Below are 25,179 nucleotides of genomic sequence, written 5' to 3'. Positions count from 1 at the left end.
CCTATGGTGGGCTGAGTGGGGAGGATTGGGAACGTCGAACGTCCCCAATCCTCCCCGCGATCTCGGTCAACGTGCGATGACAGACCTTCCCCGTACGCCCCAGCGGCAACTCAGGAAGCGCGATCAAGAACTCCGGCATCTTCGCACCGGCGAGCCCCCTGGCGGCAAGGAACGTCTTCAACTCGGGCAACCCCGGCGAGTGTCCATTACGGACAGACACACACGCACAAAGCCTTTCCCCCAGAACGCTGTCCGGTACCGGAACACAGGCGACCTCGCTGATCGCGGGATGCTCCCCCAGCGCGAGTTCCACCTCGGCCGGGCTGATGGTGTACCCGCCGCGGATCACCACCCGTTTCCGCCTGCCGGTGACGTGGAGCCTGCCCTGGTCGTCGAACCGGCCGTTGTCCCCCGTCCGCACCCAGCCCCCGTCGAGCCGGTACGCCGCGTCCAGTTCGGGCGCGCCCACGTAGCACAGCGGTGTCATCGGGCCTCGCGCGCAGATCTCGCCGTCGACGAGACGTATTTCGCATACGGCGGGATCCGGGACCCCGACACCGTTTTCCGGCATCGTCGTATGGCAGTTGACCCCGTCCGAAGAGCCGTAGATGTCGATCATCTCCACGCCGAACCGCCGGAGACAGGCGGCGCGCGTCGAAGCCGGCAGGGTGTCGCCGCTCGACACGATGGCCACGAGCCCGGAGGCGTCCACATCCGCGGGGTGCTCGACCATGCGCCGCCACATCGCGGGCACACCGAACACGTGGGTCGGCCGGTGCTCGGCGATCAGCCGGAGGGCCACACCGGCGTCGAACCGGCGGGTCAAGATCAGCGTGCCGCCGAGGCGGCACAGGGTCACAGCGACACCGAATGAGCCGAAGCCCGAAGTCGATGAGACGAGGACCAGGTCTCGCGGCACCGCGGTCTCGCCGTGGACGGCACGGACGTAGTTGGCCCGGCCGCCGGCGAAGGCGTTGTGCGAGTACGCGACCATTTTCGGTTCCGATTCCGAGCCGGACGACACCAGGATCCGGGCCGGAGCATCCGGATGGACGTCGGCGATGTGGCCCGGCTTCGACGAACCCGACACCCTTCCGCCCTCGATGACGAACCGGACGCCCGCGCGTTCGAGCAAGCCGTCCGCCCCGCGCGGCAGGGGCAAGACCACGGCGCCGAGCGCGAGGATCGCCAGTTCCGCGACCACCGCGTCCCGTCCGTCGGGTTCCCGCACTCCGACGATGTCCGCCGAGCCGCATCCGGCGGCCGCCAACCGGGCGGCCATCGCCCGCACCGCGACATCCAGCGTCGTGTAGTCGAGCGCGCCCTCGTCGTCGATCACGGCCGTGCGAAGCGGATGTTCGCGCACCCGGTCGCGGAACAGCGAATACAGATCGCGGTCGGGACAGTGTCCACATCGGACCCATTCGCGGCGAACCCCGGCGGGCACGAGGTCACGCAGAACGACCCCGGTCTCCGACACCCAGATCATGATGTGAATTCCCACGGCGACGCGACCAGCGCGCAATCGGCCTGGATGAGGGCGCGGGAGAAGCGTGGATCCGCGGCGAGTGCGGACAGGTCGTCGCACACCGGCACCGACAGCAGGCGGTCACATCGACGGCCGGCGCCCGCGTTGAGCCGGTACGCCGCGGAAAGGAGTGACGACGCGACCCGCGTCGCACCTTGCGCCAGGCCCGTCACGATCCCATGCGCGCACACGATTCCGCCGAAGACGTCGACGATCGTCATCAGCGACGGCGGAACCCCGGCGTAAGCCTGGACGACGAAATCCGTGCCCACCGGTGGTTCCGGCCCCAGTTCCGTCCCCCAGCCCGACGCGTGCGCGTACAGGATCCCCGGCCGCGCCCGCGCGAGATCGAGTGCGCTCAACGACCACCGCTCCGCCTTGCCCGGTGCCCAGTTGTGCAGGAACACGTCGGCCCCGGCGGCGAGTTCGAGCAGGTGCCGCCTCCCGTCCGGGGTGTTCAGGTCGATTTCGACGACCTCCTTGCCGTCGTTGAGCGCGCGGAACCGGGCCGAGGTGTGGCCGGCGATCGGCGGTACCCACCGCAGCGGATCACCGCCCGGCGGCTCGATCCTCAGCACCGTCGCGCCGAGGAGACGCAACAGATGACCCGCGAGCGGGCCCTGGACCCGGCGGCAGGATTCGAGTACGACCAAGCCGGACAACGGAAGCGGCTCCACCGCCCGCACCGGACGGTAGCCGCGGCCCTCCCCGCTCACGACGAACGCGGGAGCCCGGTCGAGCGGCTCCTTCGCCATCCGCACCAGCGTCATGCCCGTCAGAAGGGCGACCCGCTCGAGCTCTCCGATCGGTCGTGCGGCAAGGGCCTCCCACAGCCGCGGCGGCAGAGGGCAAGTCGCGGTCGCGAAGCGGTGCAGGAACGGATGCCAGCCACTCGAAATCGCTCGCGTATCGACCTCGAGCGTCGTCCAGAACCGTTGCCAGACCGCCGGTTCGAGGGTTTCGATCTCGAACGCAACACCGTCGGCCGAGTGGAAGGGCGGCCCGCCGGGAACGAACGGCTCCCGATGCTCGTCCTCGGTGGTCGCCGCCGCGAGATACTGCGATATCGCCAGCAACGCCGCCTGTGCCAAGGAAGTCGACACACCGCGCAACGGGATCCCCCGGCCACGCGCCAGCTTCAGGGAGACGGCGCCCAGCGCGGAGAGCTCGGCCGCGAGGATGGACGCGTAGTCGAGACCGAGCCGGGTCGGTTCGCCGAGGCTCCGGCCGTGCACATGCATGATGCCGCAGGCGGCTTGGACGTCGAGCTCGCCGGCCAGCGGCAGATCGACCGGCCCGGCCACCGTCACCGTGTCCAGCGCGGTGATCATGCGGGCCGCCTGCCCCGCACCGAGTACACGACACACGACGACGCCCGGAATCCCGGATCCCGCATGACCGCCCGCACTTCGGCGAGTTCGGCGTCGGTCATGCCCGCGGCGACCAGCCGGTCCCGCAGGTGATGTGTGTGGTGGATCAGCAACTCCAGACCGGGTGATCCGGCCCGCCACGGGAAGACCGACGGCACCGGATCGACGTCGACCAGCCCGGCCGCGACCATGGACGCGGCCGCGCGACGTCCCCACGTGCCGTCCCCGCCCGCCGTGAAGAACGCTTTTTCCTTGGCCGACAGGAAAGTCTCGTAAAGATTCGCGGCCCTCGCGTCGGGCGCCAGCAGGACCGGGCCGTAGGAGATGTCGAACTCGTCGATCTGCATCCACCCACCCGGTTTCAGCGCGCGGACGAGCTTACGGAGTACGGCCTCCCGCTCGGGCAGATGCTGCAACACCAACCGGGTGTGGACGAGGTCGAACTCCGCCTGGGGCAAGGGATCGTGGACGACGTCGTGCCGGAGGACGGTCAGCCCCGGCGCGGGCGCGATGTGGTGGGGTTTGATGTCGGTCGCCAGCACCGTGCCGGTCGGCGCCACTCTGGCGGCGAGCCACTGGGCCACACCGCTGCCACCCGCGCCGACCTCGAGACAAGACCAGCCGGCCCCGACACCGGTCCCCGCCAGCCGCGTGAAGGTGACCGGGTCGTACGCCGCGGAGAGACAGCGATGCTGCTCGACGGCGTGCCCGCTGTCGTTGTCGAACGCGTAGGCCGTGCTCACGTCCACCTTCCCGAACCGTGCGTCGCGGCCGTGCCGGTCAGCCGTGCCAGCAGTTCCAGGCGCCGTACCTTGCCTGTCCCGGTTCTCGGCACTTCGTCCCACGAGAGCACCACGGGCTCCCCCAGCGGCGGCAGGTCGAGCACCGCCTTCCGCCACTCCTCCGCGTCCAGCCCGTCGTCGGTCACGACGACCGGGATCGGCGCGCACCCGGCCGCGGAGAGCAGCACGCATTCGGAGATGGCCGGGAGGCGGTCTTCGATCGCGTCCTCCACCGCGAGGCAGCTCATCCCCGGCACGCTGTCGACCTCGCGATCGAGCAGCGTCACCGCGCCGCCGCGGTCCACCACGCCGAGATCGCCGGTGTTCCACCACCGCCCGTGCACCTTGGCCTCCCATCGGTCCTGCTCCCCCACGTACGCCACGCATCGCGCACGCGTGCGGGCCAGCAACAGCCCGGCGGTGCCCCGCGGCACCGGTTCGGCGGTCTCCGGGTCGACGACCCGCAGCCGAGCGAGACCCGGAAACGGCCTGCCGAGATCACGGGTGGTGTGCGCGGTACGTCTGGTGAAGAACCGGAACGACAGCGGTCCCGTCTCCGACTGGCCCCAACCTTGCATCCACAGTGGACACTTCCGGCCACTGGCGTGGAGCATCGTCCGGATCACCGGTGGGTGCACGGCGTCGTAGGTGCTGACGAACCTCCGCACCCGGAGGAACGGGTTCTCCGGCGAGTTCGCGAGTGGCCGCCAGCGCGCGTACGCCGACGGAAGGGCTTCGATGACGGTCGGCCGATGACGCCCGAACATCGACGGCGCCGAGGAGGGATCGCTCAGGATCACGATCTCCCGCGGCGCGAGGCACAATGCCGACGCCGTCCAGCAGAAGGTCCGGCCGTGCGCGTACGCGCTGGCGTTGGCCAGCACGTCGTCGCGCCGGAGACCGAGGACGGGCCAGCGGATCGCCTCCGGACGCGCCAGCCGGTCGATGATCGTCCGGGTCGTGTGGACCACCAGCTTCGGCGTCCCGGTCGTCCCCGAGGTGTGACAGATGAGCAGCGGCTCGTCGGCGTGCCTCCGGTGCACCGCGGGCGGTGGCGCGGCGGCGAAGTCCTCGACGCGCAGGATCCGGTCCGCCCGCAGGGAAGGCCGGTCGGTGACCAGCACCGCCGGGCCGAGACGGCGCAGCAGGAGCTGCACGGTGTCGTCCGGCAGCAGTCCGGACACCTTCGCCGGCACGGCTCCGATCCGGACCGCGGCGCAGGCGAGCAGGTCGTAGTCCCAGTGGCCGCGTTTGACGATGGCCACGCGGTCCCCCGACTTCACCCCGGATTCGGACAACCATCCCGCGGCGTCCCGCACCAGGCGGGCGAGCCCGGCGACCTGGTACGCCGTCCCGCGCTCCGGAGCGATGTCGAACGGCCGGTCGAGATACACCCACGTCCGGTTGTTCGCGCACTCGTCGAACAACGTGCCCATGTCGTGCGGCTTCATCGGACCCTTTCCTTCGCCGGGCGAGGGGCCAGCCGTCGCGCCGCCCGCAGACCGGAGCGGACGGCCGACTCGCTGCACGGGCTCAGGAACACCCAGTCACCCGCGTAGTCGACGACTCCACGACCGAGCCCCGACTCGAACCCGGCACGCAGGGCCAGCGCCCGAGGCGTCGCTTCGGGCAACGCGTGGCGTACCCGCCGGACGATCGCGCGGCGGGTCGCCGACCGCAGACCGGGAACGAGCGGTTCGGCGGTGGCGGTCAACCGGCTCGCGACGTCCTCGTCGGAGGCGTCCAGCAGCTCCGGCACCACGGCCGGATGGGCCATGAGCGTGACCAGCCCCCGGCCCTCCGGCGCGCGGCCGGGATGCTTCAAATGGTCGAAGATGACCGTGGACACCGTGCCGTTCTCGGCGGTCGGCACCACCAAGGCGTAGTCGGGACCACCGAGCGGGCGATCGAGAAGCAGGTGCGCCTTGACCACCGGCGTGAACGAACACTCGCGGAGAAAGGCCGAGCCGTGCCCCTGGTGGAGCCTGGCCGCCACCGGGGCGGGGACGGCCAGCACGACCGCTCGCGCGCTGATCTCCCGCGTACCGCTCAAAAGGCGCGCCGAGGAACCGTCGTCCACGACCTCATCGACGGGGAACCCCGTGGTGACGTCCGTTTCCGCGGCGAGGGCACGGGCGAAGGTGTCCATGCCGTCGCGATACGCCCGCCAGGTCGGCGGTGGCCCCACCGCCGTGAGCAGCGCGAGCAAGGGCGCCGCCGCGGACCGGGCCGGATCCCAGCCGAAGAAACCGGAGACGATGGGCTGCAGCAGGTACCGCATCAGGTCCGGGTGATGCGGTGCGGCGAACTCCGCGACGGTCGCCCCGCCCAGCCTCGAACTCTCCGGACGTTCGGTGTCGAACGTGCCCCTGATCAGCCGCGCCGCGTCCCAACGCGCCCGGAGGGACAACCCGGCTCCGGTGACCAACCCCCGCGTCTGCGCGACGCCGGACCTGGCCTTGCCGCGCCACATCGCGATGCCGCGTCCGATCGGGGGCGCCGCGCTGGGCCCGACCCCCAGCTCCGCCAGCAGCCGCCAGGTCTCGTCGTAACCCCGCTCGGCCATCTGCTCGGCACAGGTGTCGATCAGGTAGCCATCCTCGCGCAGGGTCGTCATCCGGCCGCCGACCACATCGGCCGCCTCGAAAACCCGCGCCTCACGCCCCGCCTTGCCCAGCTGGTACGCCGTGGTGAGCCCGGCGACACCCGCGCCCACCACCGCCACGTCGACGTCGGTCACGTGATCACCACCAGGTTCACCAGGACGAGCGTCAGCACGGTGAGCCGGTGGATCCGGATGCCGAGCATCCGCGCCCGCAGGATGTCCCCCAGCGCGAACCCGAGCCACAGCTGCCACCCGCGGGACACGATCGTGGGTACGAGCGCGAGAGGGAACCACCACGGGCCGCCGAGAGCGGGGACGGCGAGGATCAGCGCGAGTTCGGCCGCCGACACGCCGATCACGAAGAACATGTTGCCCCGCACCGAGGTCAAGGCGGCCACCGTCGGCCTGCCGACCCGGCGGTCGCCGTCGACGTCGTTGGTGTTGGAGTAGACGCCGAACAGCAGCGGCCCCAGGCCGAAGAGCAGTGCCTGGGCGAGCGCGAACCCGGTGAACTCGCCGGTCGCGAGGCCGTACGGCGCGAGGACCAGCGCCCAGCCGAGAGCGGCGATGAAGAACTCCTGGAAGCCGTGGTAGCTGAGCTTCACTCCCCACGAGTACTGCAACGAGAAGAAGTAGGTGACCACGATCAGCACGACCGTCCACAGAGGACGATAGGGCGCGATCGCGATGGCCGCGAGCCACAGTGCCGCGCCGACGACACCGGTCGCCCACGCGAACCGCAGCACCTGGTTCTCGTTCAGCGTTCCGGCGACCAGTGGCTTCCGGTATCGCTTGCGCCGCGCGTCGTCCGGCGAGTAGTTCGTGATGTCGCTGCCGTCCCGGTAACCCGTGAGATCGTCCAGCGCGACCATCGCCGCGATCACGAACACTTCGCCGAGCAGGAACACCCCGACGGTCGCCAAGACCCCCGGGTCGAACCTCGACATCGGCGCCAGCAACGTCCACACCACGACCACGCCGAGGTAGTAGTCGACGATGTCGAGCTTCGCGAGCCTGAAATACGCTTTGCCGCGAGTGACGGCGAGGGTGGTCATCGCGGGTCGTCCAAGGCGATCGACGCGACGAACGACCGGTCGCCGCCGTAGTCCAGCTCACGTCGGTCGAGCAGACGGGCACCGGGGAGCAGGGCCAAGTACTCCTCCACGGTCCGCAATCTGGAGAACCGGCCGACCGGGATTTCCGCTTCCTCGTATTCGATCAGGACGAGATGCCGTGCCGCCGCGGCGATCGCCCGGCAGGCGTCGGCGATCTCGTCGTCGTCCAGGACGTGCATCAGCACCCACACGCAAACGGCGACGTCGAACCGCTTGTCCTGCCAGGGAAGCCGCTGGACGGTCGTGCGCACGAAGTCCACTGTGGACAGATGCGCGCAGTTCTCCCTGGCCAGCGCGAGCATGCGCGGGGTCATGTCGATCGCCGTCACCGCACGCGCGTGCGCCGCGATCGACGGCGTGAGCCTGCCCATCCCGCAGCCGATCTCCAGCGCGGATCCCACGTCGCCGAGCGACTCCAGGAACCCCGTGACGAGCCGGATGGTGCGGGCGGTCGTCCCCGCCGCGAGTTCGGCGGGCTGGGAGGCGCGCATGACCCGGGTCAGCCCGGCCCGCTCCGCGCGTTTGCGCCATTCGTCGGCGACCTCGCTCGGCGCGGGGGTGCGGGTAACCTGCTGCATCACGACTCCTTCGCGAATCGGCACACCGCGTCCGCGATGCGTTCCACCTGCCCGTCCGTCAGATGCGGGTAGATCGGGATGGCCAGCGTCCGCCGCGCGGCCAGTTCCGCCGCGGGCCAGGCATCGCCCGGCCGGGTGTAGGGAGCGAACGCGGGTTGCCTCGGCAACGGCGCCGGGTAGTAGACGTGTGAGCCGATGCCTCGCTCCGCGAGGTGCTCACGGAGTTCGTCCCTGCGCTCGCAGAGGAGCGAATAGACGTAGTAGCACCGTCCATCACGGGCGGGAGGCGGCGCGAGCACACCGCAGCCCGCCAGTTCGGTGAAGCGTTCGGTGTAGTACTCGCCGATCCGTGCCCGGCGCCTCAGCCGCCGGGGCAACGTCGGGAGCCGGTACAGCTGGAATTCCGCCATGATCTCGTCGAACCGGCTGTTGTAGCCGATCCGGTGATACACGAACCTGGACTTGCCGTCCTGGCCGTGGTTGCGCAGCATCCGCACCGTCGAGCCGAGCCCGGCGTCGCGGGTGACGACCATTCCGCCTTCGCCCGGCATACCGAACGTCTTGACCTGCACGAACGAGTACACACCGGCGTCGCCCCACATCCCGGCGGGGGTGCCCGCGAGCATCCCGCCCTGGGCGACCGCGGAGTCCTCCAGCAACCGGGCACCCGCTTCGGTGGCGATCCGGCGCAACTCCGGCATATCCGCCATGACCGAGAACATGTGCGCCGGCATGATCACCTTGGTGCGCGGCGTGACCAGCCGGGCGACCGCGGCGGGATCGGCGACCATCGTCCACGGGTCGATGTCGGCGAACACCGGCGTCGCGCCGAGCAGGGCCGGCGCGGCCGCGAGCGGAGCGCAGCCGAAGGCGGGCACGATCACCTCGTCCCCGGCGCCGACGTCCATCGCGCGCAGGACCAGCGTCAGCGCCGAGGTTCCGCTGCCGCAAGCGACCGCGTCCTCGGCGCCGACCGAGTCACGGATGGCCGCTTCGAACCGGGCCGTGCGCTCGCCGAGGATGAATTTCTGCTCGGGTGCGAGACCGACGCGATGGACGATGTCCAGCAGTTCGGCACGGTCGTCGTCGAACAGATCCGTCGGGAAGAACGGGAGGGTCATCCTCGCCGCCCGTGGTAGAAGTCGCGGATCGCTTCGCAGACCCGGTAGCAGTCCCCGGCGGGCATGTCCGGATACAGCGGTAGCGCGAGCGTGTGACGGCAGGCGCGCTCGGCGTTCGGGAATTCACCCTTCCGATAGCCGAGGCCGTCGAAGCAGGGTTGCAGATGAAGCGGGGTCGGGTAGTAGATCTCGGTCTCCACCCCCACCGCCGACAGATACGCCGCCAGGTCGTCCCGCGCGTCGACCTCGACCACGTAGACGTAGAACACGCCGCCCGGCCGGTGCTCCGGCAGCTTGCGCACACCCGCCACTCCCGCGAGCGCTTCGCTGTACCGGGACGCCAGTTCCGCGCGCCGGGCGATGTCACTGTCGAGCGTGGTGAGCTTCGAGAGGAGTATGGCGGCCTGGATGTCGTCCATCTTGCTGTTCACACCGGGCAGGCCGGTCGCCGTCGAGATCGCGGGGAAGTCGGCGATCGTGACGCCGAAGCGGCCGTGGTGGCGGAGCGCGTCGGCGGTCGCGGCGATCCGGGCGTCGTCGGTGAGCACGGCGCCGGCGTCTCCGAGCGCGCCCAGTGTCTTCGTCGGGAAGAACGACAGCACCCCGCCCGCGCCGAACAGGCCGGCGTGCGTGCCGCGGTGACGCATGCCGATGGCCTCCGCGCTGTCCTCAATCACCGTGAGGTCGAGGCGTCGCGCGACGCGAAGCACGCCGTCGATGTCCGCGAGCCGCGAGAACAAATGCGTCGGCATGACGAACCGGGTGCGCTCCCCGGCGGCGTCCGCCACCGCGGCGGGGTCGATGCCGTACCCGTCCGCCTCGATGTCGGCGAAGACCGGCGTGCCGCCCGCGAGCACGACCGAGGTCGCCGACGCCCCGAAGGAGAAGGCGGGGACGACCACCTCCTCGCCGGGCTTCAGACCCGCCGCCCTCAGCAGGAGGACGAGCGCGTCCGTTCCGCTGTTCACCCCGACGACGAACCTCGCGCCGGTGTACTCCGCCAGCGCGGACTCGAGTTCGGCCACCTTGGCACCGTGCGAATACTTGCCATTTTCGACGACGTCGAGAATATGTCGCCTGGTGCCGGCCCACGTCCGCTCGAATGTGGCCGATTGATTGAAGAAAGACACCGACAGCGTACCCACCTCCGGTGGCGTAGGAACCGTTTCCGAGCGTAGGACAGGCAATCCGGCCGTCCGCCCACGTTCGCACTTCCTGGTCAACCCGTGGCCGAACTGTTGACAGTTGATCTTGACGATGTCAGTTTCGAAATGGATTTCCTGATTGCGGAACTCGAGGAGCGAGCTCGCCAGTGCGATCATTCGTCGTGGGACTCGGCCGGGCAGGCGCGGGTCTGCATCTCCCCGTCTTGGCCAAACTCCGTGAACGGACCCCGAAGCTCTTCGACGACCATCCCGTCGTGGCCTGCGAACCGAGGGAGACCGTCGTCTCCCGGCCGGGTCTGGTGGTCGCGCCGACCCTCCACGAGGCGGCCGACGGGCTCTGCCCCGCCGACACGATCGTGCACATCTGCACGCCACCGACCCAGCGTCTGGCGGTGCTCTCCGATCTCGCCGCACTGGGCTTTCGCAAGATGATCGTGGAGAAGCCCCTCACGACCGACATCGATGACCTCGCCCGGATCGTCCGCTTGCGCCGCAAGTACAAACTGCACATCGAGGTGGTCGAACCCTGGCTCGCCAGCAGCCTCACGAAGCGGCTGGTCGAGCTGCTCCGCGGTGGCCGGTTCGGCGCCGCGAAGTCGATCGACGTCGTGCAGAACAAGCCGAGATTCCGCCGGTCGCTCGTGCGGCCCGGGCACCCGACCGCCTTCGACGTCGAGCTGCCGCATGGTGTCGCGCTCGCGCTGCGGCTCGCGGGCGCCGCCCGGGTCACCCACGCGTCCGGAACCGATCTCGAGGTCGAGGGCAACGTCGGCCCGCGGATGGGCGGGGCCGCCGTCGGCCTCCGGCACAACTCGGGTGTCCACACGGAGATCCGCTCGGATCTCACCTCCCCGGTCCGCGAGCGACGGGTCACCGTCGAGTTCGAGCAGGGCAGCGCGGTCGGGCATTTCGCGGTGAGCGGCGACGACCATCACTCGCAGTTGACGCTGCGTTCGAACGGCCGGTCCGAGCACGTCGTCCTCCGGGACGACGCGATGACGGAGTGGATGTTCGAGGCCTACCGGAAGTTCCAGCTGGGCGGGGAGCAGACGCAGGGCTTCATCTTCGCCACCGAGGTGGTGCGGCTGCTGTCGGTGGCCAAGAACATCTGCGCGGAACCGGTCACCAGCCCCGAACCCGACGCGGTGGCGTCCCATGCCGGCTGACCCGGTGCTCGCCGGCATCACGGACGAGGCGGCGTACGACATCGGTGGCCAGCTCTCGGTGCTCGACGAACTGGGCTGGAAGGCGATCGAACTGCGCACGGTCGACCGGGAGGCCGTCGCAGACCTCACCGACGAGCGGTTCGACGCCGTCGCGACCGCTCTGTCGGACAGCGGCGTGCGCGTGGTCTGCCTGGCCTCCCGGATCGGTGGCTGGGCCCGTCCCGCCGGTACCGATTTCAGGCACGACCTCGAAGAACTCGACGTGCTCGCCCGGCGGGCGCGGGCGATCGGCACCGGCTACGTGAGGATCATGTCCTATCCCCACGACGGGCTGAGCGATCGCTCCTGGCGCGCGCTGGCCATCGAGCGGATCGCCGTGCTCGCCGAGCGGGCCGAGAGGCAGGGGGTGACGCTGCTCCACGAGAACTGTTCGGGCTGGGCGGGCAGGCGGGCCGAGCGCATGCTCGACCTGCTGGACGAAGTCGCGAGCCCGGCGCTGAAGCTGTTGTTCGACACCGGCAACGGCGTCGCCCACGGCTACGACGGGTTCGATCTGCTCGCCGATATCGTCGGTCACGTCGAGCACGTGCACGTCAAGGACGCCGACGAACGTGGCTTCACGCTCCCCGGACAAGGCGCCGCGCGGGTCGCCGACTGCGTGAAACTCTTGCGAGCCAACGGATATCAGGGCGCCTGGTCGCTGGAGCCGCATCTCGCGCTCGTACCGCACGAACAAGGGGTACTGGCCGATGGCGCGGCAGCCGCGTTCGTCGCCGCGGGCCGGGCGATGGCCGAGCTCCTCCGATGAGGCCCGGGGATCGAAACCTGCTCATGAAGCTGCTCGACCTCCCGACGGCCGGGCCACTCGAAACGACGGGTGAAGTCCGCCTGTGGGACGTGATGCGCGCCTACGCCGACGCGGCCGTCGACATCGGTTTCGATGTCCTGCGGTTCGCCGCCCCGGACCCGTCGGTGCTGGACCGTCCGGGTGTTCCCCTCCTGCTCCGCGACACCGCGCCCGAGTTCCTCACCTGCCAGCCGAGTCTCGTGCTGCGGATCGGCCCCGCCGCTCCCGCCGTCATGTTCAACGTGCACCTCGACACGGTGGCCCCGTTCGAACCGGCGGGTTTCGACGGGACCAGATTCGTCGGCCGCGGCGCGATCGACGCCAAGGGGCCGGCGGTGGCCCTGCTGGCCGGTGTCCGGTCCGCCTTGGCGGCGGAACCGGCGGTCGGCCGGAGCATCGGTGTGCTCATCCAGGCGGTCTCCGGCGAGGAGGGTGGGGCGATGGGCAGCTTCGGGACACGGCCGCTCGTCGAAGCCGGATTCCACGGCGAGCTCAACATCTTCTGCGAGCCGACCGGACTGCGGTACCTCCCCCGGTGCTCGGCGTCGATGACCGCGTGCGTGAGCGTGGACGGTGAAGACGCCATCGACGACGAGCCACATCGAGGACACAACGCGACGGTCCTCCTCGGGTTCCTCGCCCAGCACCTCGCGGACGACCTCCCGAAACACGGTCAGGTCTGCGTCGCGGGCCTGCACACGGGCCGAATGCACAACCGGGTGTACGGCAGCGGCGAACTTCTGCTCAACATTCCCTACGACTCGGGGGAAGCGGCGGCGAAGATGATCTCGGCGCTGGAGGACGGACTCAGGAGCGGCATCGCCGCGTTCGAGGATCGGTTCCGGCGGTCCCTCGCGTTCGCCCGCACCGCGACGGACGCGGCGAGGATCACCGGCCTGCGCTGGCTGAAACGCGACCTGCCCGCGCTACCGGCGCAGGACATCCCGCTGCTGGACGCGTTCGTTCCCCGGTGGCCGGACGACGAGCCCGCGTTCACGTGTGACGCCTTGTGGCTCACGGGAGTTCCCGGCACGAAGACGGCGGTTCTCGGTCCCGGTTCCTTGGGAGCGAACAACGCGCACTCGCGCGGGGAGTACGCCGATGTCGAAGAACTCGACCGGTTCGGCGATCTCGTCCGCGAGATCGTCGTGCGGTTCGCCCGCGAGGGAGGAGCATGACCGTGCTGGTGCCCTATCCCGTTCTTCTTTCCTTGGTGGTCGGGGTCTTCGTCGACCGCGGGATGCCCGAGGACCGGGCGGCGATCGCCGCGACCGCGTTGTGCCACGGCGACCTGACCGGGGTGACCTCGCACGGCCTCGTGAACCTGACCAGGCTGTACCTGCCTCTGCTCGATCAAGGGCGCGCCGAGCCGAAGGCGGACATGACCGTCGAGACCGATCTCGGCGCCTGCGTCCTCGCCGACGCCCGTCGCACACTCGGGTTGTGGTCGGCTTCGCAGGCGATGGAATTGGCGTGTGCCAGGGCTTCCCGGCACGGTATCGGCATGGTCTCGCTGCGCGGGGCGACGCACATCGGCTGCGCCGGGCACCACGCCGCGCGGGCCGTCACGCACGGCATGATCGGCCTCGTCGCTTCGAACTGCGGCGGGCAGCGTATCGCCCCGCCACCCGGCGGCACGGCCGCGATGCTCGGCACGAACCCGCTCGCGCTGGCCTGTCCCGCCGGCGGGGCGCATCCGTTCGTCCTCGACATGAGCACCACCGTGGTGCCGACCGGCCGGATCCGTGCCGCGGCGCGGGAAGGCAGGGAGATCCCGCCGGGCTGGCTCGCCGATGACGACGGCGCACCGGTGACCGATCCCGCCGCGTTCGACCGGGGCGAGGCTCATCTGCAATGGCTGGGCGGTGGTCCCGAAACGGGCGCCTACAAGGGATTCGGGCTCGGCCTGCTCGTCGAGGTGCTCGGCGCCTTGGTGCCCGGCGCCATGCTCGGCGCGACGTCGGCCGACGGGAACCGCGACGACGACATCGGGGTACTCGCGCTCGCGATCGCTCCGGACGTCCTGCGCACCGGATTCGCCGCCGACGCGTCCGCGCTCTTCACCGCGGTGCGGGAGTGGCCCGCCCGCGATCCCGCGGTCCCGGTCGTCTATCCCGGCTGGCACGAGGGCGAGCGCGCGGCCCGCCACCGTCAGCACGGCGTGCCGGTGGCCGACGCGGTCTACCGGGAACTGCGCACCGCGGCGGAGAGGATGGCGAGGTGATCCGCGTCGGTGTCGTGGGGCTCGGTGTCATCTCGCGGTTCTACCTTTCCGCGGTGGAAAGGTCGCCGGCTTTCACCCTCGCGGCGGTCTGCGATCTCGATCCGGCGGTACTCGCGAAAATCCCCGTGCTCGGTTACGGCGACCATCGGGAGATGCTCGCCGCCGGAGGGCTCGACGCGGTGATCGTCACGGCGCCGAACGACGTCCACGCCACCGTGTGCCGGGACGTGCTGGACGCGGGTCTGCCCGTATGCGTGGAAAAGCCGATCGCCACGAGTATCCGCGACGGCGAGGACCTCGTGGAAAGAGCGGCGCGGCGGGATGTCGCCCTGTTCACGGCTTTCCACCGGCGGTACAACCGCAACGTGCGCGCGTTACGCGAGAGGATCGCGGGCGGGCCGCCGATCGCCTCCCTGACCGTGCGCTACCTGGAACGGATCGAAGAGCACGTCGGCGGTGATCGCTGGTACCTCGACGCGACACGATGCGGCGGCGGATGCGTGGCGGACAACGGACCGAACGCCCTCGACCTCGTCCAGTTTTTCCTCGGCACGCTGAAGTTGCGAGACGCCCGGATCAGCCGAGACGCCGACGGCATCGACCGGCGGGCCACGCTGATACTCGAAGGCGCGGTCGTCGAACTCGACTGGTCGTTTCCCGGAGAGGTCAAGGACGTCGAGGTCCGGCTGACGGACGGCACGATCCTGCGTGCCGACCTGCTCGACGGCTACCCGGAGTTCAAGGGATCGCTGTGGCACGAATACGACGGGTTGCTGCGCGAGTTCGAGGAAGCGGTACGCAAGGGCGGGTCCTGGCGCGACAACGGCCTGGCTGCACTGTCCATAGTGGATGATTGTTACCGGAGGGAGAACGATGCGGGAAGACGGGCCGAAGCGGGAGATCGTCGGCACGGTGGTGAAGGTGCTGGTACATCGGCGTGACGACCGGGGCATGAGTCTCGAACCCTTCGCCAGCCGGTGCGTCCGCGCCGGTGAGGTCCACGAACTCGTGACGACCAGCCACGACGACACGGAGCCGGGCGCCCGCATCGACCACGTCGGCTTCCTCGGGTTCGCCGAGATCGACCGTGCCGGCGTGATCGACAGAGGCGACGAAGTGTGGATCGGTGGCGAGCTCGTCGGCACTGTGCTCGGCTTCGACGGCTGCCATTTCCCCAACCACTACAACATCCTCATCCACACCGCGCTGCCGGTCACCGGCGAAGGGATCGGGTTGAAGCCGGAGCGGGAGGTCTGCTTCCGGGGGCGGTGGTGAGTGGCTCCCCGGCGCGGGTGGGCCACTCACCACCGCGCGGTCACTTGCCCAGCAGCGGCACGTCGCTCTTGCCGAGGTGGTAATCGCGTACCGCGTGCACGAGTTCGTCGACGGTCAGCTTCCCGTTGCCATTCACGTCGATGGCCCGGAACGCCGGGGCCACGGCCGAGGCTTCGACCCCGATGGCCTCCAGCCACTTGGCGAACTCCCGCTGGTCGACCTCGCCGTCGCCGTCGGTGTCGCACAGGCCGACGATCGCCGAAATGGTCGGGCGGACCACCCTGGCGAATCCCGCGTCGCCTTCCTGGAAGATCTGCGCTTCGATCACCTCGGTGAACTGCCGCTCGTTCAACGAGCCGTTCGGGCCGACACCCGCCTTGTCGGCCAGGAACTCGAACATCGTCACGAACGAGTCCTTCACCGCTCGCGCCTGTGGTGAGGTCGGATCCTCGCCGAACGCACCGATGATCCTCGTGGCCTCGGCCTCGAAGTCGGATTTCTCGATCCTGCCGTTGCCGTTGACGTCCCACTTCTGGAAACGCTTCTGGAGCCGGTCGTTCTTGATCGCCGTGGTCATTCGTGCACTCTCCTTTTCGCGAAAGATCGGAAGAATTGCGATACGCGTGCCTGCCCTGCTCTCGACCAGGCAGAACGTTCAGAGCCGGACGACCTCCTTCCCGGGAACCCGTCCCGTCACGTCGAACAGCAACCTGGCCGTCGAGGCCAGGCGGCCGTGGTCGTAGGCGCGATGTGCCACCAGCAGGACGGCGACGTCCGCGGTGCGCAGCGTCGCGTCGAGATCGGCCACCGGCGGGCCCAGTTCGGGCACGGTCTCCGCCACCGGATCGTGGTAGGACAACTCCGCCCCGAGCGCTCGCAAGCGAAGGGCGATCCGGATGGCGGCGGACTCGCGGGTGTCCGGCACGTCGGCCTTGTACGAGACACCGAGCAGCAGCACTTTCGCGTCTCGCAACGGCTTTCCGTGTTCGGCGAGCAACCTGGTCACGCGGTCGACCACGTGCTCCGGCATCCGGTCGTCCACGAGCCGGGCGGCGTGCACCACACCGAGCAGTGCGCCTTCCCGCTCGGCCTTGTCCAGCAGGTACTTGGGATCGACCGGGATGCAATGGCCGCCGACGCCCGGCCCCGGCGCGAACGGCGTGAAACCGAACGGTTTGGTCGCCGCGCAATGCATCACGTCCCAGACGTCGACGCCGATCTGGTCACAGAAGATGGCGATCTCGTTGACCAGTGCGATGTTCACGTACCGGTAGGTGTTCTCCAGCAGCTTGGCCATCTCCGCTTCCCTGGTGCCCCGCGCGATCACCACCGTGTCGACGAAACGCTCGTAGAACTCCGCACAACGTTTCGCGCAGGACGGGGTGTGCCCGCTGATCACCTTCGGCGTGTTCCCGATGCCGAACCGTCTGTTCCCTGGGTCGACCCGCTCGGGTGAGTACGCGAGCGAGAAGTCGGTTCCCGCTGTGAGACCGCGTTTTTCGAGGATCGGCCGGACGATCTCGTCGGTGGTACCGGGAAAACTCGTCGACTCGATGATCACCATCATGCCCGGCGACAGGCGTTCGGCGACCGTCTCCACCGCGCGGCGCACGGCGGCCAGATCCGGTCCGCCCGCCGTGGTCAACCCGGTCGGCACGCACAGCACGATCGTCTCGGCGCCACCGAGGACGTCGGGGTCGGTCGTCACCGTGAAGCCGTTGGCGCGCATGGCCCGCAACCGGCTCGCGGACACATCGGGCACATGTGGCCTGCCCGCGGCGATCTCGGCGGCCACACGGGGCGAGGTGTCGTATCCGATCACCGACAACCCCGCCCCGGCAACGGCTTCCGCCAGCGGTAGCCCGACGTAGCCGACTCCCACCACGACGACGTCGACAGACACGTGGTTCTTCTCGGTCAACGGTTGACCGAGAAGGCGCCGCTGCCCGCCGGCACATGCGAGCCGAACCCTGGCTCGACCGGAACGCCCGGTGTCAGGCAGAACGGATCCGCGTGGACGACCACTTCCGACGAGCTCTGATTGAGCAGAACGTGTGCGGCGATAGGAAGTTTGTTACAGCCCTCGGGGTTCCGGTAGGTGTCCAGGCGCTGGAATTCGGTGGAAAAGACCACCACCTCGCCCGCTGCCGCCTGTGCGGGCGGACTCGGCACGATCAGCAGTGCTCCCACGGATGCCGCGCTCGACACCGCGGCGACAAGACGGTTCATCGCATGCCTCCCACATCCAAGATCACGACTTCTCTCCGCACGCTAACAGTCACTCCGTGTCAAACTTTTACTCACGGCGGATCTTCACGCGCGCAGGTTGCGGCGGCTCGGACAGGGTCATCCGGATGGTGGCGTCAAGCGCTCCCTGCGTGATGTTCGAGAAGGGGCGGTTCACATGAAGGAGTGGCGCGGGTGGTCGTCCGGACGAACGGGGACTACTCCGCCTCGCGCTCATTGACGGGGTATGTCAAACGTGACGTGTCGCGAAAGCCACTTTCGCGACGTCTGATGTCTCGAAAGTGGCTTTCGCGACGTCAGCGGCCTTACCCCTGAAGAGAATCCGAAACGCCACTTTCGCCGACCTCGGCCGAAGTCGGCAGAGAAGGATGCGCTCCGTGCCGCGTCACGACGACAGCGGCCACTTTCGCCGCGAAACCGCAAGCGGTCACCACGTCCGCGGTCGCCGGCTCACCGGGGATTCCCGCGAGCCGGGCGGCGAGCGCTCCGACGAACGAATCGCCCGCGGCGGTGGTGTCCACCGCCCGTACCGCGACGGCCGGGACGTGCGTGGACGACGACGCGTCGAGGACGGCACAGCCCGCGGCGCCCAGCGTCACGATCACCCACCGGCATCCCGCGGCGATCAGTTCGGCGCCACCGCGCCGCAAACCGTTGGCGTCGAAGGGATCCTGACCAGTGAGCTGCCGGAACTCGATTTCGTTCGCCACCACCACGTCGCTGAGCGGCAGCAGTTTCCCGGCCACGTCCGCGGCGGGCGCGGTGTTGAGCACGGTCAGCACGCCACGTGAGCGAGCGGCCGCGAAAGCGCGTTCCGTCGCTTCGGCCGCCGCCTCCAGCTGGCCCGCGACGACGCGAAGCCCCGGCAGTTCATCGATCGCCGCTTCGGCCGCGGCCGCCGGGATGTCGGCGTTCGCCCCGGACACGACGACGATCGAGTTGACGCCCTCAGCGTCGACGGTGATCGCCGCCCGCCCGGTAGGGAGCGCGGATCTGCGGACGTGGGTCACGTCGGCGCCCTCGGCGAGCAGGGCTGCCAGGTATTCGTCGCCGTCTTCGTCCTGGCCGACACAGCCGATCACGGCCACTTCCGCGCCGAGCCGGGCGGCGGCGACCGCTTGGTTGCCGCCCTTCCCGCCCAGCTCCCGGCTCGCCGAAAAGCCCATCAGGGTCTCCCCCGGCTCCGGGATACGCGGCGCGTGGACGATGTGATCGACGTTGAGCGACGCGACCACCGCGATCGCGCGGGTCATGCGGTCAGCCATCGGGCCGGGACGTCTCGCATCAGCCGGGCCACGGCTTCGGCAGGCACGCCTTCGGCTTCGAGCAGGTCGGCGAAGATCGTCGGCACGAACACGAGCCCGTTCCCGCCGTTGTGCGTCCACATCTGCTTCAAGAACAGGTCGTGCGAGAGCATGATCTGGTCACCGAAGCCCTCGTGCACCCACCTCGCCACGGCGCGAGCGGTCTGGGAAACCGTCGGGGCGACACCCTCGCCGGGAAACGAGATGTCGAGGCCGATCATGTCGAACTCCAGCAGCACACCGCGTTCGAGCAGCTCGCGTTGATATCCCGGGTCCTCACCGGACGGATCACTGTGCGCCAGCGCGACTTTGCCCGGCAGCGCACCGCATTCCTCCAGTACGAGGTCGAGCACCTCGTGCCCGCGGCGCTGCCAGCCCGGCATGTGGATGTTCAGCCCCACGGAGGGCCGCTCCGCCTGCGCGAGCGCCGCCGCCCGCAGGGAAGCCCGCTCCCCGTCGGTGAAGAACGGCGAAACACCGACCTCGCCGATGACACCGGCCCGGATCCCCGTCTCGCCGACTCCCTCGTCCAGCTCGGCGAGGATGCGCTCGGTCTGTGCGTCGACGGTGACCGCGGTGATGCGCTCCCCCTCGAACTTCTCCAGGTACGCACCGGTGCCCATGACGATGGTGACCCCGGTGGCCTCGGCCACCGCCGCCAGGGCGAGCGGATCCCGGCCGATCGCGGCGCTGCCCGTCGCGTCGACCAGCGTGCCGCCGCCCGCCGCGGCGAAGGCGGTCACCTCGCGCACGACGCTCGCCCGGTCCTTCGCCGCCACGTTGTCGGCGCAGCAGTAGGGATCCTGGCGGAGCAGGAACTGCCATCCTGGCCCCACTTCCGCCTCGGCGAGTGGCCGCGTGGAGGTGTACGAGGGTTCGGCGACCGCGGAGGACAGGTCGTTGAAGAGGTGCTCGTGTGGCAACACCAGCCCGAGCACCGCCGCGTCGACCGGTCCGAGAACGCCGCGCACCTCAGCCACGGCGCACCTCGGCGGGCTGGGCGAGGACCGCCGGTTCGGCCGTGTGCCGGGACGGGATCATCGCGATCGCCGCGGCCGCCAAGGCCACGAACGCGCCGATGACGGTGACCAGGTGGAGGCTGGACCCCGCCGCGGGGGCGACGAGTTCGAGCAGCAGCGAGCCGATGAGTTGACCGGCCGTGGAGGCCAGCCCCAGCAGCAAAAGCCCGAGACCGCGCACCAGCAAGGCCATCAACGCGATCGACAGGAGGCCGAGAGGCCCGCCGAAGTACATCCACCAGGTGCCCGGCAACGCGAAGTGCGCGCCCGAGACCGCCATCCGCACCACGTACACGAGACCGAGTGCCACGAAGCCGATGAGGAAGTTCCAGGTGATGGAAACGAACATCGAACCGGACAGCAGGCCGACCTCGGAGTTGCCGGCGGGCTGCCAGCCGGCGAGCAGGCCACCGACGAACGGCATGATCGCCAGCGCGATCATGTGCGGGGCCGACCAGTTCGGGGACACCACCAGCACGGTGGCGCAGATGGCGAGCATCGCCCCCGCCACGCGCGGCGCGCTCATCGCCTGCTTGAACGGCACGCCGATGCCGAGGCGGTCGCACACCACGCCGGAGATGACCATGCCGGAGATCAGCGAGGTCTGGAAGATCGCCACCCCGAGGAAACCGACCGTGACCCCCTCGGAGAGCACGATCACCGCGCCGCACAGACCGGCGAAGAAGTTCCATCGCGGGATCTCCCCGCGCACCAGCTGACCGGGCAGCCGGAAGAACGCGTCGCGCGTCCGGGTGCGCGCCAGCACGATGATCAGCATCAGCACCAGGCCGGTGCCGAAGGACACCAGCGCGGCGGCGTGCCCGTCGGCGAGCGCGGTACCGAGGTGTCCGTTGACGAGCGACTGCAACGGGCCGAGCATTCCGGCGAAGACGGTCGCGATCGTCAAGACGACGACCGAAGCCGCGCGGCCGGTGGGTGACGTACTCATCGAATCCTCCTTGATCCCGAGTGCGCGCGGCTCAGTTTTCGCGACCGGCGAGCCAGGTCGTCGCCTGCGCGAAGAGCTTGCCGTAGCCGTCCCAGCTCATGAACTCCTCGGGAGCCCAGTGCGGGGAGATGTCCGAGGTGAACGCGAGGGTGCGGCCGCGGCCGACCCGGCGCGCGGCCAGCATGACGTCGCCCTCGACGGTGGCGAGCAGCTCCGCGTCCGGCTTCAGCGTGGTGTGCTGGTAGCCCAGCAGGATCGGCCACTCCTGGTCGAGACCGGAGACCACCGGGTGCCCGGGCTGGACGACCTGGGCACGCACGCCCTCCGGCGTCTCGACGCGGTCGTCGTACGGGTCGATGTCGACCGGGAGGATCTCCTCGATCGGCGTCCGGTGGTAGTTCGCCTTGCCCTCGAAGCCCTGGAAGCTCAGGTAACCGCCGGCCATCATCAGGCCGCCGCCGTTCGTGACCCACTCGCGCAGCAGTTTGAGCCGGTTGGGCGTCGGACGGCCGCGGGTGAACGTGTCCGGATGCAGCAGCAGCGTGTTGGAGCCGATGTCGGAGAGCAGGACGACGTCGTAGGCGTCGAGTTCCTCCAGCGTCTGCGGGAATTTCTCGGCCACGTCGTGCGAACGCAGGTGAGTCACCTCGACCCCTTCCGCCGCCAGCGCCGCCAGCAGCCGCTCGCACCCGATCTCCACCTGGGTGTGCGCGAACGGGTCGTATCCCTTGTGATCGATGGTCGCACTGACCCACGACTCCCCGGCTAGCAGGACCTTGACCATCGACGACTCCTTCGAGCGAAAAGCCTTAGCGTAATTTGCGCAACGTAGCGCAACGCGGCCAATATAAGATGCGTTCGCAGTCGCCGTCAACGCTCAACGGGGAGGAGCCGGATGTCGCTGGCGAAGGTGGCCCGAGAGGCCGGAGTGGCCGTGTCGACGGTGTCGAGGTACGTCAAGGGGGAGCTCAACGTCGCCTCCGAGACGGCCCGGCGCATCGACGCCGCGCTGGCGGCCGAAGGGCATCCGCCCGTACGGAAACAAGTGACCGGCCTCAGCCTTGGTTTGGTGGTCCCGTCGCTGGACAACCCGTACTTCTCCACGCTGGCGGACGCGGTGGTCGACGCCGCCGCGACGGACGGCGTCGACATGCTCACCGCGCTCACCGGATCCTCGCCGTCACGGGAGCGCGCCGCCGTCGAGCGCCTGATGCGGGTGCCGGACGTGGGCGGGCTGATCTACCTGGGGATGAACACCACCAACGAAGCCTTCACGAGCCGCTTGGCAGGCGATTTCCCGGTGGTCTTCCTCGACGAGTACGTCGAAGCGGCCGGTCCGCGGATCGCGCATGTCACCGCGAACAGTTTCGGCGGCGCCTACCAGGCGACCACCCACCTGCTCTCCCAGGGCCACCGGCGGATCGCCCATGTCGGCGGGCCCGCCGGGCTGCGCACGGCCGACCAGCGCGAGGCGGGCTACCGGGCCGCGCTGAAATCGCACGGGATCGAGGCGGACGAAGCGATGATCGTGCGCGGCGCGTTCAGCTCGGCGTTCGGCATGAACTTCTTCGCGCATATGGCGCGGACCGGTGCGGCGCCGACGGCCGTGTTCACCGCCAGCGACATCGCCGCGGTCGGTCTGCTCGAAGCGGCCCGCCGCGCCGGGGTCTCGGTGCCGGAAGACCTTTCGGTGATCGGCTGTGACGGGATCACCCTCGGCGAATGGACGTCGCCGCGGCTGACCACCGTCGCGCAGCCGACGGAGCAGATGGCCCGCAAGGCGGTCGACGAGATCACCCGTCTCGCGGCCGGCCGCGACCCGGCCGACCACGTGCTCTCCATGCGGCTCGTCGTCCGCGAATCGACTCAGGAGTACCCCGCATGACCGACGAAACCCTCGCGTTGCTGCGCGATCTGGTGGGCCAGGACACCACTTCCGGCGACAGCGCCGCACAGGCCGCCGCGCAGGAACTGGCCGTCTCGTACGCCACCGCCACTCCGGGCGTACGCGTGTTGCGACGCTCCACCGCCGGGCGGCCGTGGGTACTGGTCGGCACCGGATCCGGCGACGGGCCGTTGTTCGTGTGCCATATCGACACCGTTCCCGTCGGCTCCCCCGCGCTGTGGGACCGCGCCCCGTTCTCCGCTGAAGTCGACGACGAATACCTGCACGGCCGCGGCAGCGTCGACATGAAGGGCGGGCTGGTCGCCGCCTTGGCCGCGTTGCGCAACGCAGCGGAAGCCGGTGCGCACGCGCAGGTCCTCATCACCAGCGACGAAGAGATCGGCTGCCGGGGCGCGACCGAGGCCTCGGCGTCGCTGGAGCTGACGCCGCGGATCGTCGTGGTGCCGGAAGCGACTCGGAACCGGGTCTCGCTCGGCCACCGCGGCGCCACCTGGCTGCGGCTCGCCGCGGAGGGGAAGGCGGCCCACGGCTCCACGCCACAACTGGGCCGCAACGCGATCCGGCTGCTCGCCGACCGGGCCCTCGGCGCGCTCGATTCCCTCCCGTTGGCCGCCGACGACTACCTGGGCGAGGAAACCGTCAACGTCGGCACCTTCAAAGGCGGGACGGCGACGAACATCGTGCCCGCGTCGGCGGTTCTGACGCTGGATGTGCGCACTGTGGACGGTGGAGCGCCGTCGATCGCTTGGGCTTCCGCGCTCGATCCGGCCATCACCGCGGAGGTGGATCTCGACCTGCCCGCCGTCCGGACGGCGCGGCTGCCCGAGCTTCTCTCCGGCCAGACGCCCGCGCCCGCGGCCAGTTATTTCACGGACGCCTCGGCTTTGGCCGGGTCGGTGGGCGGCGCGCCGATCGTGATCTGGGGCCCTGGCGATCCCGGGGAAATGCACGCGGCGAACGAGAAGCTGGATCTGGAGTCGTGGCTGCAGGCCTCGCGCGACTATCTCGAGCTGGTCTTGGCCGCCGCGCGCTGAGCCATTCCTTGACGCCGATAGTCCAATGTGGGCTTTGGACCTGATCCGCTCGCCGGCGGACATCGGCGCCGCTGCTTCAATGTGCGATTCAGGCTTATTGATGAATGGCGAGGGGCGCAGCGCAGGTGACGTCGACCATATTCGATACCCAGCGCGTCGACCGTCACGGACAGGACTTACTGACGCGAATCGAAGTGACGGCGTTCGATGGGATGACCTGATAGGAGTCGCGTGTATGGACGATGACCGAGCCACCGGACACTCCGGCCAAGCCTCCGCAGTACCGCGCGTTTATCGACTCGACAACGACGGTGGGTTCCGAAGCGCTCCGGGCCGGCGCAAACCAAGCCAGCCCGGTCGTTGTGGCAACCAGGAAAACTCCGACTAGCGAGATCCGACGGGCGAATACGATCTTCCGACTGGCTTCGGCCGTCTCATTACGGGTCCAGGCTTCCAAATCCTCGCCGGCGAGCAAGCACGTGTCACCGGGCACTCCCGACGCCGCCCGGACTGCCGACAAGGTAGCGACGACGAACATGATGAGCGCCAGGGCGAACAGGGCTGCCACCAGTTGAGCGAAAGGCGCAGAGAGACTGGTCAGGTTGTCGCGGCCCTTGATCACCAGGACAGCGCTGAACAGGCCGGTCAGACTGGCCAGACCAGTCCGCCAGGATTCAGCCTGCTTACGCACTGCATCGAGTTGATGGAAGCGAAGTTCCTGTGCGCGCCGCGCCCACAACAGCCGCTCAGTGCTCACGAGGTTCTCACCCGCCAGTGGGCACCGCAACCCAGAAATGGCTCGTCGACCGGGCGGTCCGCATGGCCATGGCCGCAGTCGCAGCATACCGTCCGACCATCGACAGGCTCAGCCATCGGTTCCTTTTTGCGCCGGAACGCCTTATAGCCGTTCCCTGTGCCGTAGTACCAGTTCGTTGTCGTTCGG

Annotated in this window: 25 protein-coding genes; 8 read left to right on the top strand and 17 right to left on the bottom strand. The window is 69.4% G+C overall.

From position 1 onward, the window contains the following. Window position 1: 1 nt before the first annotated feature. The 9 genes from ED92_RS32765 to ED92_RS32725 are packed head-to-tail and all read right to left on the bottom strand — an operon-like array spanning window position 2 to window position 10,229. Window positions 2-1,489, bottom strand: a complete 1,488-nt coding sequence (locus ED92_RS32765; protein WP_037345083.1) for a class I adenylate-forming enzyme family protein — start codon at window positions 1,487-1,489, stop codon at window positions 2-4. Further along, entirely contained in the window at window positions 1,486-2,859 is a 1,374-nt protein-coding gene (locus tag ED92_RS32760) for a CoA transferase (protein WP_037345082.1), read from the bottom strand. Before ED92_RS32760 ends, ED92_RS32765 begins: the two co-directional genes overlap by 4 nt. Continuing rightward, a complete protein-coding gene (locus ED92_RS32755; protein WP_037345080.1) occupies window positions 2,856-3,647 on the bottom strand; it encodes a class I SAM-dependent methyltransferase in 792 nt (263 codons plus the stop codon). The genes ED92_RS32760 and ED92_RS32755 overlap by 4 nt, the downstream gene beginning before the upstream one ends. Then, window positions 3,638-5,131 carry a class I adenylate-forming enzyme family protein gene (locus ED92_RS32750; RefSeq protein ID WP_200882773.1) on the bottom strand — a complete coding sequence of 498 codons (1,494 nt, stop codon included), beginning with the start codon at window positions 5,129-5,131 and terminating at the stop codon, window positions 3,638-3,640. The genes ED92_RS32755 and ED92_RS32750 overlap by 10 nt, the downstream gene beginning before the upstream one ends. Continuing rightward, window positions 5,128-6,420, bottom strand: coding sequence for an NAD(P)/FAD-dependent oxidoreductase (locus ED92_RS32745; protein WP_037345078.1), 1,293 nt, complete (start codon window positions 6,418-6,420; stop codon window positions 5,128-5,130). Before ED92_RS32745 ends, ED92_RS32750 begins: the two co-directional genes overlap by 4 nt. Further along, on the bottom strand, window positions 6,417-7,340 hold the full coding sequence (locus ED92_RS32740; RefSeq protein WP_037345077.1) for a UbiA family prenyltransferase: 924 nt from the start codon (window positions 7,338-7,340) through the stop codon (window positions 6,417-6,419). The genes ED92_RS32745 and ED92_RS32740 overlap by 4 nt, the downstream gene beginning before the upstream one ends. After that, window positions 7,337-7,978, bottom strand: coding sequence for a class I SAM-dependent methyltransferase (locus ED92_RS32735; protein WP_037345076.1), 642 nt, complete (start codon window positions 7,976-7,978; stop codon window positions 7,337-7,339). The genes ED92_RS32740 and ED92_RS32735 overlap by 4 nt, the downstream gene beginning before the upstream one ends. Next, window positions 7,978-9,099, bottom strand: a complete 1,122-nt coding sequence (locus ED92_RS32730) for a DegT/DnrJ/EryC1/StrS aminotransferase family protein (protein ID WP_037345075.1) — start codon at window positions 9,097-9,099, stop codon at window positions 7,978-7,980. The genes ED92_RS32735 and ED92_RS32730 overlap by 1 nt, the downstream gene beginning before the upstream one ends. Further along, complete coding sequence (locus ED92_RS32725; RefSeq protein ID WP_037345754.1) at window positions 9,096-10,229, bottom strand: DegT/DnrJ/EryC1/StrS aminotransferase family protein; 1,134 nt, start codon at window positions 10,227-10,229, stop codon at window positions 9,096-9,098. Before ED92_RS32725 ends, ED92_RS32730 begins: the two co-directional genes overlap by 4 nt. Before the next feature lie 182 nt (window positions 10,230-10,411). Here ED92_RS32725 and ED92_RS32720 point away from each other — a divergent pair, with 182 nt between their 5' ends. From ED92_RS32720 to ED92_RS32695, 6 genes are read left to right on the top strand one after another with little or no spacing between them, the layout of a single operon-like run. Then, window positions 10,412-11,431, top strand: coding sequence for a Gfo/Idh/MocA family oxidoreductase (locus ED92_RS32720; protein ID WP_037345074.1), 1,020 nt, complete (start codon window positions 10,412-10,414; stop codon window positions 11,429-11,431). Then, complete coding sequence (locus ED92_RS32715; protein ID WP_037345073.1) at window positions 11,421-12,239, top strand: sugar phosphate isomerase/epimerase; 819 nt, start codon at window positions 11,421-11,423, stop codon at window positions 12,237-12,239. Before ED92_RS32720 ends, ED92_RS32715 begins: the two co-directional genes overlap by 11 nt. 23 nt (window positions 12,240-12,262) lie before the next feature. Further along, window positions 12,263-13,456 (top strand): M20/M25/M40 family metallo-hydrolase, encoded by a 1,194-nt coding sequence (locus ED92_RS32710; protein WP_369797452.1) that lies wholly within the window; start codon window positions 12,263-12,265, stop codon window positions 13,454-13,456. Next, entirely contained in the window at window positions 13,453-14,502 is a 1,050-nt protein-coding gene (locus ED92_RS32705) for an Ldh family oxidoreductase (RefSeq protein WP_037345069.1), read from the top strand. The genes ED92_RS32710 and ED92_RS32705 overlap by 4 nt, the downstream gene beginning before the upstream one ends. After that, complete coding sequence (locus ED92_RS32700; RefSeq protein ID WP_037345067.1) at window positions 14,499-15,443, top strand: Gfo/Idh/MocA family protein; 945 nt, start codon at window positions 14,499-14,501, stop codon at window positions 15,441-15,443. Before ED92_RS32705 ends, ED92_RS32700 begins: the two co-directional genes overlap by 4 nt. Beyond that, window positions 15,376-15,777, top strand: a complete 402-nt coding sequence (locus ED92_RS32695; RefSeq protein ID WP_037345066.1) for a hypothetical protein — start codon at window positions 15,376-15,378, stop codon at window positions 15,775-15,777. Before ED92_RS32700 ends, ED92_RS32695 begins: the two co-directional genes overlap by 68 nt. A gap of 40 nt (window positions 15,778-15,817) precedes the next feature. Here ED92_RS32695 and ED92_RS32690 read toward each other — a convergent pair whose 3' ends face one another. The 7 genes from ED92_RS32690 to ED92_RS32660 all read right to left on the bottom strand — a co-directional run bounded on the left by ED92_RS32690 (window position 15,818) and on the right by ED92_RS32660 (window position 22,080). Next, the gene (locus tag ED92_RS32690; RefSeq protein WP_037345065.1) at window positions 15,818-16,354 is read right to left on the bottom strand and encodes an EF-hand domain-containing protein; all 537 of its coding nucleotides are present in this window, start codon (window positions 16,352-16,354) and stop codon (window positions 15,818-15,820) included. 78 nt (window positions 16,355-16,432) lie between these two features. After that, complete coding sequence (locus tag ED92_RS32685; protein ID WP_037345752.1) at window positions 16,433-17,680, bottom strand: nucleotide sugar dehydrogenase; 1,248 nt, start codon at window positions 17,678-17,680, stop codon at window positions 16,433-16,435. A gap of 14 nt (window positions 17,681-17,694) precedes the next feature. Then, a complete protein-coding gene (locus ED92_RS32680) occupies window positions 17,695-18,006 on the bottom strand; it encodes a hypothetical protein (protein ID WP_037345064.1) in 312 nt (103 codons plus the stop codon). A 323-nt stretch (window positions 18,007-18,329) separates the two neighbouring features. After that, window positions 18,330-19,277: a ribokinase gene (locus ED92_RS32675; protein ID WP_235213417.1), complete on the bottom strand. Its 948-nt coding sequence runs from the start codon at window positions 19,275-19,277 to the stop codon at window positions 18,330-18,332. Continuing rightward, the gene (locus ED92_RS32670; RefSeq protein ID WP_037345062.1) at window positions 19,274-20,308 is read right to left on the bottom strand and encodes a phosphotriesterase; all 1,035 of its coding nucleotides are present in this window, start codon (window positions 20,306-20,308) and stop codon (window positions 19,274-19,276) included. Before ED92_RS32670 ends, ED92_RS32675 begins: the two co-directional genes overlap by 4 nt. Then, window positions 20,301-21,296, bottom strand: a complete 996-nt coding sequence (locus ED92_RS32665; RefSeq protein ID WP_037345060.1) for a DMT family transporter — start codon at window positions 21,294-21,296, stop codon at window positions 20,301-20,303. Before ED92_RS32665 ends, ED92_RS32670 begins: the two co-directional genes overlap by 8 nt. Before the next feature lie 31 nt (window positions 21,297-21,327). Further along, window positions 21,328-22,080, bottom strand: coding sequence for a glutamine amidotransferase (locus ED92_RS32660; RefSeq protein ID WP_037345059.1), 753 nt, complete (start codon window positions 22,078-22,080; stop codon window positions 21,328-21,330). A 111-nt stretch (window positions 22,081-22,191) separates the two neighbouring features. Here ED92_RS32660 and ED92_RS32655 point away from each other — a divergent pair, with 111 nt between their 5' ends. Both ED92_RS32655 and ED92_RS32650 read left to right on the top strand, forming a co-directional pair. Continuing rightward, window positions 22,192-23,181 carry a LacI family DNA-binding transcriptional regulator gene (locus ED92_RS32655; RefSeq protein WP_037345058.1) on the top strand — a complete coding sequence of 330 codons (990 nt, stop codon included), beginning with the start codon at window positions 22,192-22,194 and terminating at the stop codon, window positions 23,179-23,181. Next, on the top strand, window positions 23,178-24,236 hold the full coding sequence (locus tag ED92_RS32650; RefSeq protein WP_037345057.1) for a M20 family metallopeptidase: 1,059 nt from the start codon (window positions 23,178-23,180) through the stop codon (window positions 24,234-24,236). Before ED92_RS32655 ends, ED92_RS32650 begins: the two co-directional genes overlap by 4 nt. A gap of 163 nt (window positions 24,237-24,399) precedes the next feature. Here the strand turns inward: ED92_RS32650 and ED92_RS41485 are convergent, their stop codons facing one another. Then, window positions 24,400-24,993 (bottom strand): hypothetical protein, encoded by a 594-nt coding sequence (locus ED92_RS41485; RefSeq protein WP_152611075.1) that lies wholly within the window; start codon window positions 24,991-24,993, stop codon window positions 24,400-24,402. Window positions 24,994-25,179: the final 186 nt, after the last annotated feature.

The organism is Amycolatopsis sp. MJM2582, assembly GCF_000754115.1.
Taxonomy (GTDB): domain Bacteria; phylum Actinomycetota; class Actinomycetes; order Mycobacteriales; family Pseudonocardiaceae; genus Amycolatopsis; species Amycolatopsis japonica.
This window is presented reverse-complemented; position numbering and strand designations above follow the sequence as displayed.